This is a genomic window from Sneathiella aquimaris, assembly GCF_026409565.1.
Classification (GTDB): domain Bacteria; phylum Pseudomonadota; class Alphaproteobacteria; order Sneathiellales; family Sneathiellaceae; genus Sneathiella; species Sneathiella aquimaris.
Genome location: NZ_CP112881.1, coordinates 3,104,901 through 3,117,819 on the forward strand (window position 1 = coordinate 3,104,901; position 12,919 = coordinate 3,117,819).

Annotated in this window: 13 protein-coding genes and 1 other RNA gene; 7 read left to right on the forward strand and 7 right to left on the reverse strand. The window is 49.0% G+C overall.

Features of this window, described 5'->3' with window-relative positions:
- Window positions 1-10: 10 nt before the first annotated feature.
- The 7 genes from OIR97_RS14575 to OIR97_RS14605 all read right to left on the reverse strand — a co-directional run bounded on the left by OIR97_RS14575 (window position 11) and on the right by OIR97_RS14605 (window position 5,035).
- On the reverse strand, window positions 11-763 hold the full coding sequence (locus tag OIR97_RS14575) for a YebC/PmpR family DNA-binding transcriptional regulator (RefSeq protein WP_169542979.1): 753 nt from the start codon (window positions 761-763) through the stop codon (window positions 11-13).
- 196 nt (window positions 764-959) lie between these two features.
- The gene (locus tag OIR97_RS14580; protein ID WP_169542980.1) at window positions 960-2,633 is read right to left on the reverse strand and encodes a hypothetical protein; all 1,674 of its coding nucleotides are present in this window, start codon (window positions 2,631-2,633) and stop codon (window positions 960-962) included.
- Window positions 2,634-2,764: 131 nt separating this feature from the next.
- Entirely contained in the window at window positions 2,765-3,577 is an 813-nt protein-coding gene (locus OIR97_RS14585) for a TIGR00282 family metallophosphoesterase (RefSeq protein ID WP_169542981.1), read from the reverse strand.
- Window positions 3,574-4,170 (reverse strand): 5-formyltetrahydrofolate cyclo-ligase, encoded by a 597-nt coding sequence (locus OIR97_RS14590; protein ID WP_219821534.1) that lies wholly within the window; start codon window positions 4,168-4,170, stop codon window positions 3,574-3,576. The genes OIR97_RS14585 and OIR97_RS14590 overlap by 4 nt, the downstream gene beginning before the upstream one ends.
- Before the next feature lie 31 nt (window positions 4,171-4,201).
- A non-coding RNA gene (gene ssrS / locus OIR97_RS14595) (6S RNA) lies at window positions 4,202-4,360 on the reverse strand.
- A 10-nt stretch (window positions 4,361-4,370) separates the two neighbouring features.
- Window positions 4,371-4,679 carry a cell division protein ZapA gene (locus tag OIR97_RS14600; RefSeq protein WP_169542982.1) on the reverse strand — a complete coding sequence of 103 codons (309 nt, stop codon included), beginning with the start codon at window positions 4,677-4,679 and terminating at the stop codon, window positions 4,371-4,373.
- Between the two features lie 5 nt (window positions 4,680-4,684).
- Window positions 4,685-5,035 (reverse strand): DUF4164 family protein, encoded by a 351-nt coding sequence (locus tag OIR97_RS14605; RefSeq protein WP_169542983.1) that lies wholly within the window; start codon window positions 5,033-5,035, stop codon window positions 4,685-4,687.
- 321 nt (window positions 5,036-5,356) lie between these two features.
- Between OIR97_RS14605 and tkt the strand changes: the two genes are divergently transcribed.
- From tkt to OIR97_RS14640, 7 genes are all read left to right on the forward strand, one after another.
- Window positions 5,357-7,360 (forward strand): transketolase, encoded by a 2,004-nt coding sequence (gene tkt / locus OIR97_RS14610; RefSeq protein ID WP_169542984.1) that lies wholly within the window; start codon window positions 5,357-5,359, stop codon window positions 7,358-7,360.
- Between the two features lie 54 nt (window positions 7,361-7,414).
- Window positions 7,415-8,422, forward strand: a complete 1,008-nt coding sequence (gene gap, locus OIR97_RS14615) for a type I glyceraldehyde-3-phosphate dehydrogenase (protein WP_169542985.1) — start codon at window positions 7,415-7,417, stop codon at window positions 8,420-8,422.
- Between the two features lie 26 nt (window positions 8,423-8,448).
- Entirely contained in the window at window positions 8,449-9,645 is a 1,197-nt protein-coding gene (locus tag OIR97_RS14620) for a phosphoglycerate kinase (RefSeq protein WP_169542986.1), read from the forward strand.
- Window positions 9,646-9,665: 20 nt separating this feature from the next.
- Window positions 9,666-10,676 carry a class I fructose-bisphosphate aldolase gene (locus OIR97_RS14625; protein ID WP_169542987.1) on the forward strand — a complete coding sequence of 337 codons (1,011 nt, stop codon included), beginning with the start codon at window positions 9,666-9,668 and terminating at the stop codon, window positions 10,674-10,676.
- Window positions 10,677-10,820: 144 nt separating this feature from the next.
- Window positions 10,821-11,411 carry a thiamine phosphate synthase gene (gene thiE, locus OIR97_RS14630; RefSeq protein ID WP_219821535.1) on the forward strand — a complete coding sequence of 197 codons (591 nt, stop codon included), beginning with the start codon at window positions 10,821-10,823 and terminating at the stop codon, window positions 11,409-11,411.
- A 49-nt stretch (window positions 11,412-11,460) separates the two neighbouring features.
- A complete protein-coding gene (gene efp / locus OIR97_RS14635) occupies window positions 11,461-12,024 on the forward strand; it encodes an elongation factor P (RefSeq protein ID WP_169542988.1) in 564 nt (187 codons plus the stop codon).
- Window positions 12,025-12,068: 44 nt separating this feature from the next.
- Window positions 12,069-12,872, forward strand: coding sequence for an inositol monophosphatase family protein (locus OIR97_RS14640; protein ID WP_169542989.1), 804 nt, complete (start codon window positions 12,069-12,071; stop codon window positions 12,870-12,872).
- Window positions 12,873-12,919: the final 47 nt, after the last annotated feature.

Here is a 12,919-nt window from a genome sequence, read left to right on the forward strand (position 1 = left end):
TTTCAGCCGCTCAGGTCTCCAGCTTTTCCATGATTTCATCAGGAATATCGAAATTGGCAGACACTTTCTGCACATCATCATTATCTTCCAGAACATCAACAAGCTTAAAGATTGAATTGGCTTTTTCTTCGGTTTCAACGGGCACACTATTTGTTGGCTTCCAGATAATGCCGGCTTCCTGCGGCGTGCCAAATTTCTCTTCCAACGTGGCCTGAACATCATTGAAATCTTCCATTGCGCAGGTGATCTCGTGGACTTCGTCATCACTCTCTACATTGTCAGCCCCGGCCTCTAAGGCTGCTTCAAAAACTTCGTCGCCATCGATTTCTGAAGCGCTGTACACAATCTGCCCCATATGTTCGAACATAAAAGAAACGGATCCTGTCTCTCCCAATGCACCGCCAGCCTTATTAAAGGCGGCACGAACTTCGGCTGCCGTCCGGTTTTTGTTATCGGTAAGTGTCTCCACGATTACCGCGATACCACCGGGGCCATAGCCCTCATACCGGATTTCGTCATAATTTTCGCCTTCACCACCGCTCGCCGCACGCTTGATGGCACGATCGATGTTATCTTTCGGCATATTATCTGATCGGGCCGCCGCAATCGCGGTTCTCAATCTTGGGTTCATATCAGGTTCTGGCAGGCCCGACTTCGCCGCTACTGTCAATTCCCGGATATGCTTAGCAAAGATCTTGGCGCGCTTTTTATCCTGAGCGCCCTTACGATGCATGATATTTTTAAACTTGGAATGTCCCGCCATACTTCTTCTCTTAGTCATCCATGGAAAGTCATTTTCCATGTCATCAAATCACAAAAATGAACAAATCAGATAACGTAATCCGGAGCTGCCCATTTATTTTCCTGATTACTATTTAACGCAAGGGTAGACTTCACCCAAGACAAGAATGAATTTTTTGGGAAAATAATTCGAACTTCGGTCGTTTCGGAAGATAGGGCTAACGGATATTGATTTTCTCAAGAGCGGTATAGAATGTCTTGAAAAACTCGACCTGTGACGCGCCTGTTTGGGCTTTCTTTTCCAAATCTGCCATAAAATCAGCCGAAATGATCGTTTTTCTGGTGAATTCATGAACCATTCTGGCACCTTCCGGCTTCGTCAGTTTATCGGAAGCCAGCAACTGCAACAACGTCAAGCCAAGCTGGGTGTTATCCGCCGCACGTTTTTTGAAATTTTCCAGAACGTTCAACTCATTCATCAGATCCACAGACATTTGGTCCAGGCGCTCAGAGAGCTTTTTACAGTAGAACTCCTGAAAATCAGATCCTGCAACCTTTGACTGTAGTTCTTGCAGGCGCGCAAGGATTGTCAGTGGTGGTATTTTGCCGGATGTAAGATATTGAAAATTTTGTCCACTCTCCAATAAAGGAAGTAAATAATTGGCGATGGTTCGCTTGCTAACCGCGCCGACGAGCCCCTGGCTGATCGTCAGCAAGACATCAGCACGATCCAACGGGTTGTCATGGCCAGCCAGCATGTTTCCTATTGTCGTACTGCCCGTCATCTTTTCGCTGCGCATTCGTAACGCTTCAACGACTTCCTGCCCGCCCACATGCTCCTCGCTTCCGATTTGGGTCCGAGACATCAACTTGCTATGATAAATTGCACTTTTAAACGGGTCTCCAGAAACAAATGACGCGTTGCCTTTCAAGGTTTTTTTCAGTTTTAGCGTCAACGCCATACGCGTTTCTGGCAGGAACTGATCCCGTAACAGCGCGTTCACACGAACGCCGCCCGGATGCGCCCCGGCAGGGAATTGGCGGGCACCTCGAATAAGGTCAACGAGGGAGAGCATCGCTTCGCCGAGATTCTCCTCCTCACCCAAAATAAGTCTTAAATACGATGATGAAGTCAGGAAATCTGCGACATGGCGATCCAGCATTTCCAAGACATCAGGATCGTCGTACTGACCTAGCCAGTTCAATACGATGCCGAATTTTTCATCGATCGTTTTAATGTCGCTGAGATAGCGTGCCATTGACATCAAAAACAACTGACGCCAGTGCTCATGATCTTTAACCGCGCGCATTAGCTTAACGAGGTTATCATCTTCAATTTCTGGAACAATATCCAAAGAGTTGAAGTCTTTCAGGTTTTTAAGGACTTCATTTGTTATACGGTAAAGGTCCAAAACACGGTCATTAACTTTCTGGCCAGTGCGCTGCACCTGAGAGATTGCGACCCGTTGAACAGCCCCCTGTAGGATCTGACCAGTATCATTCAATTTCTGTAAATGTTTGCTGTGGTAAAGCAGTTCCAATGGTGTAATTTGCCATTGTGTCATGGGCTTCAGAAGAAGCTGACCGATCGCACGCCGCGCACTGGGTTGATAGACCTCAGAAGCGGATTGACAAATTGGTTCAATCAGTTCTACGCCGGAAACAGAATTCGGCTTATCCCGCTCCCCATCAAAGTATACTTCTTTGTCATGAAAAACCGGATCATTAGAATCAAACTTGACCTGCAACACCTTGACCGAGGCTATATTTTGCCCTGACTTAAGTATCTTGGCGAAATCAATGGCGACATCTTTTGAGTCACAGACCTTCTGCACAGTCCAGCTTCCGGCCTGTTTTCCATGAACTTCAAAATGGGTTTTAGGTTCGGACAATGTTATCTCCGCCGAATACTTAGTACTATTACATCTACTCGGAAGCTATCATTACACTCTTAACAAACTACAAATATTTGAATATTCCTCATATAAGCACACCCGGAGGATCAATTGAAACAAGAAGCAGATTAATCTGGCACATGTTGCAATAAGCGGGCGCCAATACGAACAGGTTCTATTCGCGTTGTAAAACCCGTCTTATCATCGGTTTCAATATAGATTCCACAAAGCGTGCCAGGCCCCAAAGCTGGCGTGAAACGGCTGGACGGTATTTTCCGGGTAAACCGCCGGATTGGCTCTTCTTTTTCCATGCCGATGACAGAGTTGTAATCCCCGCACATTCCCGCGTCTGTCTGATATCCGGTTCCGCCCGGCAGAATTTGTGTATCAGCTGTCGGCACATGTGAATGACTTCCAACTACAGCTGAAACCCGTCCATCACAAAAATGCCCCAGAGCCATTTTTTCAGAGGTCGCCTCACCATGTACATCAATCAAAATGAAATCATATTTTTGCGCCAGACGACCGGATTTCAAAATTTTATCAACAGCTGCAAAAGGATCGTCCAGCGGGTCCATAAATACACGCCCCATCACCTGCACTACCAACACTGTTTTGCCAGCACGGGTTTTAAATGCTGACGCTCCCCGCCCAGGGGTTCCTTCCGGGTAGTTAATTGGACGGATAAGCCGGGCATCTTCAGACATATAGGACATGATATCCTTCTGATCGAAGCTGTGATTACCAAGAACAATACAGTCCGCCCCAGCCTCATAAAAACCGGCGCAGATTTTTTCGGTTATACCAAATCCTGATGCCGCATTTTCTCCGTTTACAACGACAAAGTCGAGAGCCAACTGTTTCCTCAGCGTTGGCAAATGCTCTGAGATCGAATCACGACCAGAACGACCAACAACATCACCGCAATACAACAATTTCACGTGAACTTCCTTGCTTCTTTTTCGGTCACAACCCAATCCAAGGGTTGATCAAATTTGTCTGTGGGGAGGTTTTCCACCTCTTGCCCGGCATAAGCATATCCAACAGCGAGACAGTGTCCGGCGCCCCGCAGCTGCGCCAGTGTCCGATCGTAAAACCCACCGCCATATCCCAAACGATAGCCTGTGCGATCAAAGCCGAGCAACGGCACAACCAGAATATCGGGGATCACGATCTTTGCGGAAGCGACAGGAACAGGAATATCCATCACACCCTTTTCCAGAACATCATCCTTATGCCATTGCCTGAAAACCAGCGGCTGCGCTATCGCTTCCACGACGGGAAGCGCGCAGATACATCCCCCATCAAGCAATGGATCGACCAGAGGGGATACATCAATCTCGCTTCCGATCGGCCAATATAATGAGACGACCGTTCCTTTTTTTAGGGGAATGCTATCAAGAAAATGTCGGGCAGCCGAAACACCTAGCCTTGTGCGGTGCAACTGTTTACGCAATGCAGAGGCTGCTTTTCGAGCAGATTTTTTTTCAAGAGCGACCGTATTCAACACGTAGCCCCACTCTGGATCAGGCAAACAAAAAAGGATCCGATATCTAAAAAATTAGGGTTGCACCACCATAGCCGTCGAACGAATGAAATCTCTGTGGCCTGACAAGTCAGGTGGGAGCCGATATAATAGGACCACGGTCCAGTCAGGGATTAGCCCCCAGGATTTCGGTATTGGCCCCAGGATATCTAAGAACTAACGCACAAGGCAGTGCAACTGAAGTCTATTTAGGCAGTTTCTAACTGAAGTGCAATAGTTTCCAGTTTCTCAGCCCACTCTTCCAACTTATCTTCTGCGGTATTTTCCGCACTATCTTTCAGTTTATCGATACTTTCGTAGGCCTGAGATAAATCATCAGCGATCAACAAAGAAGCCATGAGAAGCAACTGTGTTTCCGTCGCATTTGCGATTGAATTGCTTAGATCCTGGACTTTCTTGTCCACAAACTCAGCCAGGTATTTAAGATGATCTTCTTCACCATCACCACAAACAATGGGGTAAGGCCGCCCATTTACCTTTACTGTCACCGAAGCCATGTCATCTACTCCAGAATTGCGCCGATATCATCTATTGTCTTGTCCAGTCGACCTGAGACAATATCCGTACGCTGCTTTAGCGCCTGATATCGCTCCGTCAAATCACTGATTTCCCTTCGAAGAGACGCATTTTCCGACCGCAGGCTTTCCAGCTCTGCATCCTGATCAGAACGTCCCCGCATATCCAGCAACCCTTGAGCGGGTTTGTCAGACAATGTTTCTGCAGCTTTTTCCAGCCTCTGAAGCGCTGCCTCAATTCTCGATTCGGTAATCTCTTCACCCCTTATTCTGGAATTCCCCTGCTGATGCAAGAAGCGTGCGACAGTTTTCCCGAAAACAATACGACCCCAGGACAACCTCCGTCAACCTCTGTTGGAAATTGGTCATTCCGCACAGAATATACAATTTTCATGTACAAAAGATGAACTAAGCGGTTGACGTGCGCGCCCATGAACGGCATCTTCGCCTCGATTCCAGAACTGGTCTGCATGGCATTTTCTGAGGTTTGACATGCCTTTTTTCACAGGTACAAATCAGAGTATCATGTAGATTGGATACCGAAATGTGACCCGCTACGGGCGCTGGCGTCTGAGACGATTTACAGCTGTAGAACGCTTTGAATAGGGTTTTCGCTGCGAATACTGTACTTTCTGCCGGTGGATATGAATGAGTCAAATATGAACGATAGTGGCGCCAATACTTCGCCTTCTGCCTCCAAATTTATCGAAATGGCAAATGCAATTCGTGCACTTTCCATGGATGCAGTCCAACAAGCTAATTCAGGACATCCAGGCATGCCGATGGGTATGGCGGATGTTGCAACTGTCCTGTTTTCAAAATTCCTGAAATTTGATCCGTCCAAGCCGAACTGGCCTGATAGAGACAGATTTGTTCTCTCGGCTGGCCACGGCTCAATGCTGCTTTATTCCCTGCTACACCTCACAGGGTACAAGGATATGAGCCTGGAAGAGATCAAAAACTTCCGGCAACTTGGATCGAAAACAGCCGGGCATCCCGAATATGGCCACGCCGATGGTATTGAAACCACGACAGGTCCTCTTGGTCAGGGCCTGGCAACAGCGGTTGGTATGGCGCTTGCCGAAAAAATGCAGGCCGCTCGCTTCAAGGATATTGTCGACCATCATACCTATGTCATTGCGGGTGATGGCTGCCTGATGGAAGGTATCAGTCACGAAGCCGCGTCTTTCGCAGGCCATCTTGGGCTGGAAAAACTGATTGTTCTTTGGGATGACAATGAAATCAGTATCGACGGAAAAACGGATCTGGCTGTATCAGACAACCAGCTAAAACGCTTTGATGCGTTGGGTTGGGACACACAAACGATTGACGGGCACGACCCGGACGCGATTGAAACAGCAATTGCCAAAGCAAAAGAGAGCAACAAACCCTCTCTTATTGCTTGTAAAACCACCATTGGATACGGCGCTCCGAACAAGCAGGGCACCTCTGGTGTGCATGGCGCGCCCTTGGGTGCAGAAGAAATTGCTCTTGCCCGAAAAGAACTGAATTGGCCGCACGCACCTTTTGAGATTCCAGCAACAATCCGGGATCGCTGGCGTGCTGTTGGCACCAAAGGGGCTCGCATCTCCTCTGCTTGGGAAAAAACCTTCGACGCCCTCAGTACAGATGAGAAATCTGCGTTTGAAACATCGTTGTCTGGCGAGCTTCCATCCAGCCTTGATGACGCTATGCTGGCCTATAAAAAACAACTGACCGAAGATGCGCCAGGGTGGGCTAGCCGGAAAGCCAGTCAGGAAGCTCTCAATATTATCAATGAGCATGTCTCGACGACAATTGGGGGTTCCGCTGATCTGACCGGATCAAATCTGACAAAAACGTCTCATTTGGACCCTGTAACGCCAGAGGACTTCTCTGGCCGCTACGTCTATTACGGCGTCCGTGAATTTGGAATGTCCGCAATCATGAACGGCATGGCCCTGCATAAAGGGTTCATTCCATACGGTGGTACCTTCATGGTCTTTACTGATTATGCGCGCCCCGCAATCCGCCTTTCCGCCTTGATGGAGCAGCGCGTCATCTATGTTATGACCCACGATTCCATTGGGCTTGGTGAAGACGGCCCAACACACCAGCCTGTTGAGCATCTTGCGTCCTTGCGGGCCATGCCAAACGTGAATGTCTTCCGTCCAGCCGATGCCGTCGAAACTGCGGAATGCTGGGAAGTTGCATTAAAATCCAAAAAGACACCATCTGTTCTGTCTTTGAGCCGTCAGGGTCTTCCGCTGGTGAGAAACGATTACACGTCTGAGAATCTTTCTGCAAAAGGCGCGTATGAACTGTCTGCTGCCAATATAGATGCACAAGTAACTCTGTTGGCCACTGGCTCAGAAGTCGGAATTGCACTCGACGCACAAAAAGCCCTTGAAGCAGAAGGCATTGGCACACGGGTTGTATCGGTTCCCTGTACCGATCTGTTTGATGCGCAGTCCCAGAGCTATCAGACGGAAACGCTGGGCCCCGGCACTGTCAAGGTTGCCATTGAAGCCGCTAGCTCATACGGTTGGTCTCGCTATATCGGTCGTGAAGGTGAGTTTGTAGGTCTCGATAGTTTTGGTGCCTCGGCCCCTGCTGGAGATTTGTACAAGCATTTCAACATTACGAGCGAAGCCGTTGTGGAAGCGGCAAAAAAACAGCTTTGATGATAACCGGGCGGGTTTTTCCGACCGTTTCTGTTTACAGGAGTGTATGACAAGATGACTGTTCGTGTTGCAATTAACGGGTTTGGACGTATTGGCCGAAACGTCCTTCGTGCAATCTATGAGTCGGGTCGCACGGATATCGAGGTTGTCGGGATCAACGATCTCGGTTCTGTTAGCTCCAATGCGCATTTGTTAAAATATGACAGTGTGCATGGCCGTTTTCCTGGCGACGTAACAGTCACCGAAGACAGCATGGATTTGGGGCGCGGTCCTATCCGGGTTACCTCAGAGCGCAATCCCGCCGATTTGCCGTGGGGTGAATTGGATGTTGATGTTGCCTTCGAATGCACCGGTATTTTCACCCATGCAGATAAAGCAAAGGCCCACCTGGAAGCCGGCGCGAAAAAAGTGTTGATTTCAGCCCCAGGCACTGAGGTGGATTTGACCGTCGTGTATGGTGTGAACCATGATAAACTGGAAGCCGGGCACAAGATTGTTTCCAACGCGTCCTGCACAACCAACTGCCTTGCGCCTGTTGCCCAGGTCCTGAATGACACCGTTGGCATCGCCCACGGTTTCATGACAACTGTGCATGCTTATACAGGCGATCAGCCCGTTTTGGACACGTTACACGGTGATATGCGCCGGGCACGGGCCGCTGCCATGTCAATTATTCCCACATCGACAGGAGCCGCGAAGGCGGTTGGTCTGGTGCTTCCAGAACTTGCAGGAAAACTTGACGGCACATCCGTTCGGGTGCCCACGCCAAACGTTTCCATGATTGACCTGACTTTTGTTGCGAAACGCTCAACAACCGCCCAGGAAATCAATGAGGCTGTTCTTGAAGCTGCAAACGGACGCCTCAAGGGCATTCTAAACGCAAATGATGAACCGCTTGTATCGATTGACTTCAACCACAATCCAGCCAGCTCTTCGTTTGACCTAACCCAAACGCAGGTCATTGAAGGCACGTTCGTTCGCGTTCTAAGCTGGTATGACAATGAATGGGGTTTTTCAAACCGTATGAGCGACACGGCTCTGCTTATGGCAAATCTCGGATAATTCAAAGGATAGTGGAGTACACTTAAATGACAGCATACCAGACGCTTGATCAACTAGAGGCGAATGGAAAAACTGTTCTGGTTCGTGTGGATCTGAACGTTCCCATGAGCGACGGTAAAGTATCTGATTTTACCCGTATTGACAGAGTGGCTCCAACTATCAAGGAACTTACTGAAAAGGGCGCGAGGGTCGTCCTTCTCAGTCATTTTGGCCGCCCGAAAGGCCAAATTGTTCCCGACATGTCATTGGAACCGGTTGCCCATGTGATGTCAGAAAGACTAGGAATAGAAATTAATTTCGTTAATACCTGTGTGGGCAATGAAGCGATCGATGCCGTTCGCTCAACCGGTAACGCAGGTGTGATCTTGATGGAAAATGTTCGCTTCTTTGCAGGAGAGGAACAAAATAATGCTGATTTTGCAGCTTCCCTCGCGGCCCTTGGCGATATCTATGTTAATGACGCCTTTTCGTGTTCTCACCGGGCTCATGCCTCGACTGAGGCCATAGCGCGTTTACTACCAGCCTATGCTGGCCGAAACATGGAAGCCGAATTAACGGCCCTTTCAGCGGCACTTGAAGTTCCGGCCCGGCCCGTAATGGCCATAGTGGGCGGTGCAAAAATCTCGACAAAACTGGACTTACTTTTTAATCTGATTGAAAAGGTCGACAATCTTGTGATCGGCGGCGGAATGGCGAATACGTTCCTGAACGCAAAAGGTGTCGATGTTGGTGCGTCTCTGTGTGAACATGATCTTGCGGACACGGCCAATGAGATCCTTGCGAAAGCTGAAGCCGTTGGGTGCGACATTATCTTGCCCGAGGATGGCGTTTTGGCAAAAGAGTTCAAAGAGCATGCAAAAAACCGGACAGCAAATGTCCTGGAAGTCGACGCCGAGGAAATGATCCTTGATGCGGGGCCTGCGACTGTCTCGCATATCTGCTCACGTTTGGCCGATTGCAAAACCCTGATTTGGAATGGCCCGCTTGGCGCCTTTGAAATCGAACCATTTGGCACGGGAACCTTTGCCGTTGCGGAAGTCGCCAAACGGCAGACACAAAATAATAAACTGGTATCTGTTGCGGGTGGTGGGGACACCGTCGCCGCCCTCTCCAGGGCGGATGTCACCGATAGCTTTACTTATATTTCAACGGCCGGCGGTGCCTTCCTGGAATGGATGGAAGGAAAAGATCTGCCTGGCGTCAAAGCGCTGATGGCGCAGTAAATTTTAAAAGGACTGGATGAATGACTGAAATCCTAATGGAAGATTTGGCCCTCCAACTGGTCGAACGCAGCAAAGGTATTCTTGCCGCGGATGAAAGTACAGGAACCATCAAAAAACGGTTTGACACGATCGGTGTTGAAAACACTGAGGAAAATCGCCGTGATTACCGGGAAATGTTATTCACGGCTAAGGGTGTTTCCGACTATATCAGCGGCGCCATCCTGTATGACGAAACATTGCGACAACAAGCAAGTGACGGACGCTCTATCCCTCAACTTCTTGAAGAGCAAGGCATCATTCCGGGTATCAAAGTTGATATGGGTGCCAAGCCGCTGGCGTTTTCCGATGGTGAAAAAGTTACCGAAGGCTTGGATGGCTTGCGGGAAAGATTGGCCGATTATTACCAACTTGGCGCCCGTTTTGCCAAATGGCGCGCTGTTATTGAAATCAATGACGGGCTTCCCAGCACATATTGTATTGAAACGAATGCTCATGCTTTGGCACGATACGCCGCCCTGTGCCAGGAGGCCAATATCGTCCCGATCGTCGAGCCAGAAGTATTGATGGATGGATTTCACTCAATTGACGAATGTTATGCAGTGACAGAAACCGCCCTTAAATCAGTTTTCGACGAATTGTATAAGCAGCGGGTTGTACTTGAACAAATGCTTCTTAAGCCGAACATGATTGTATCCGGCCTGCAATGCCCCGAGCAGGCGGAGGAAGATGAAGTCAGTGCCAAAACAATTTATTGCTTTGAACAAACCGTTCCCGCTTCAGTTCCCGGTATCGTCTTCCTGTCAGGCGGTCAATCCGAAGAGCAGGCAACAGCAAACCTCAATAAGATCAATCAATCCGGTTCGCATCCATGGGAGCTGAGTTACTCTTTTGGGCGTGCCTTGCAAACATCTGCACTATCAACCTGGCAGGGTAAAAAAGAAAATGTAGACGCCGCTCAGGCCGCGTTTATCAAGCGATGCAAATTAACCAGCCTGGCAAGAGACGGCGAGCTTTCTGAAGAAACCAACTGATTGAGCCTTGTTGATGAGCAAGCTTTATTCGATCAGGCCTGTACTCTGTTACAGGCCTGATCTATTTTATAACAAAGCAAACGGAGCAAGATCATAGAAACAATTCGCCCTCGGCTATACCTGATTTCTCCGCCGACAATCGACTTGGACGACTTTGAGAACGCATTTTCAGAGGCCGCGTCCGGTGGGGATATTGCTTGTTTTCAACTTCGTTTAAAAATGGCGGATAAGGCTGAAATTGCGGCAGCAACCGAACGCCTGATGCCCATCGCAGAACGTTATGGCATTGCGTTTCTGATTAACGACAATCCGGCCCTTGCAAAGGAACTGGGAACGGACGGGGTGCATATTGGTCAGGAAGATATGCCCTATAATGAAGCCCGGCAGATTGTTGGAGACGACATGATCGTTGGTGTTACCTGCCACGACTCACGCCACCTGGCTATGGAAGCTGCGGAACGGGGGGCTGACTATGTTGCCTTCGGGGCTTTTTATCCCACGACAACAAAAGTAGCGAAAACTGCGGCAGAACCTGAGATTCTGCAATGGTGGACCTCCCTTTGTGAGATCCCCTGTGTTGCGATTGGCGGGATAACTGTTGACAATGCGGTTCCACTCATTAAAAGCGGGGCAGATTTCCTCGCAATTTCCAGTGGTGTGTGGCAGCATTCTGAAGGCCCGGCCCACGCTGTTGAAGCATTGAACAGGATCATTGATAACCGCTCGGCAACCTGATAGGTTCCGCGCCGATATATTTTACGAACGAAATGGACGAAAACCAGTCATGAAGATTAATGGCAATGCAATTCGCCCCGGAAATGTAATTGAACATAAAGGTGGCCTCTGGGTCGCTGTCAAAATTCAACATACGCAACCGGGTAAAGGAGGCGCCTATCTGCAGGTTGAACTAAAGAACCTGCGCGATGGGACCAAACTCAACGAACGTTTCCGTTCTTCAGAGACAGTGGAAAGAGCGCGGCTTGAGCAAAAAGCCCACCAGTTCCTGTTCGAAGATGGCGATTTGCTGACTTTCATGGACACCGACACTTACGAGCAGGTCTCCCTTTCAAAGGATCTGGTCGGTGACAAGGCTCAGTTTCTTCAGGACGGCATGTCCATGGAGATCGAGTTTTACGAAGATGAACCCCTTAATGTTCTGTTGCCTGAACATATCACTTTGGAAATTTCTGAAACAGAACCAACAGTGAAAGGTCAGACCGCAGCATCGTCTTACAAGCCTGCCATTCTGGAAAACGGAATGCGGATTATGGTGCCACCGTTCTGCAGTAGCGGCGAGAAAATCGTCGTAAATACAGAAACATCCGAATATGCAAAAAGAGCAGAATAGACTGCTCTTTTTTCTCCCTAATGAATTAGTAATCAGGTAACAACATGGCCCGCAAAACACCCCTTATTAACGTTATGGAAACTGCTGCCCGCAAGGCGGCTCCAAAACTCCTTCGCGATTTTAACGAAGTCGAGAATTTGCAGGTTTCCAGAAAGGGCCCTGCAGATTTTGTTAGCAATGCCGACATTGCTGCAGAAAAAACCATCCGCGAGGAACTGAGCCGGGCCCGTCCTGACTTCGGTTTCAAGATGGAAGAAGGGGGTGAAGTCCCGGCAAAAGACGGAACTCACTACTGGATCGTTGATCCTTTGGATGGAACCACAAATTTCTTGCATGGCATTCCTCACTTTGCCATCTCGATTGCCGTCATGGAAGGCAAGGAACTAATCGCTGGTGTTATTCTGGATTTGACAAAAGATGAACTCTTTTGGGCTGCCAAAGGGGAGGGCGCTTTTGTGAACGGCCATCGTCTTCGGGTTTCAGGACGCACCAGAATGGCCGACTGTGTTCTTTCGACTGGTATTCCGTTCCTCGGGCGGCCGGGTCATGAAGAATTTCTGCGCGAAGCGAACGAAATCATGGCTGTTTCGGCAGGTATTCGCCGGTTTGGATCCGCTGCCCTTGATCTTGCCTATGTTGCCGCTGGCCGGTACGACGGCTTCTGGGAACACGGTCTGTCTTCATGGGATATGGCGGCAGGTATTGTCATCGTTCGAGAAGCAGGCGGCCTTGTAAGTCAGATTGATGGTGGCGAAAAAATGCTGGAAAAAGGCGATATTCTTGCCACTAATAGCGGAATCAACAGTCCAATGAAGGACATATTGCGTAAAGCTCGTAAAAAACGCTAACCAGAATGTGGGGCGCCCTTTTCACTAAAAAGTTGAGCCCCGCCCTT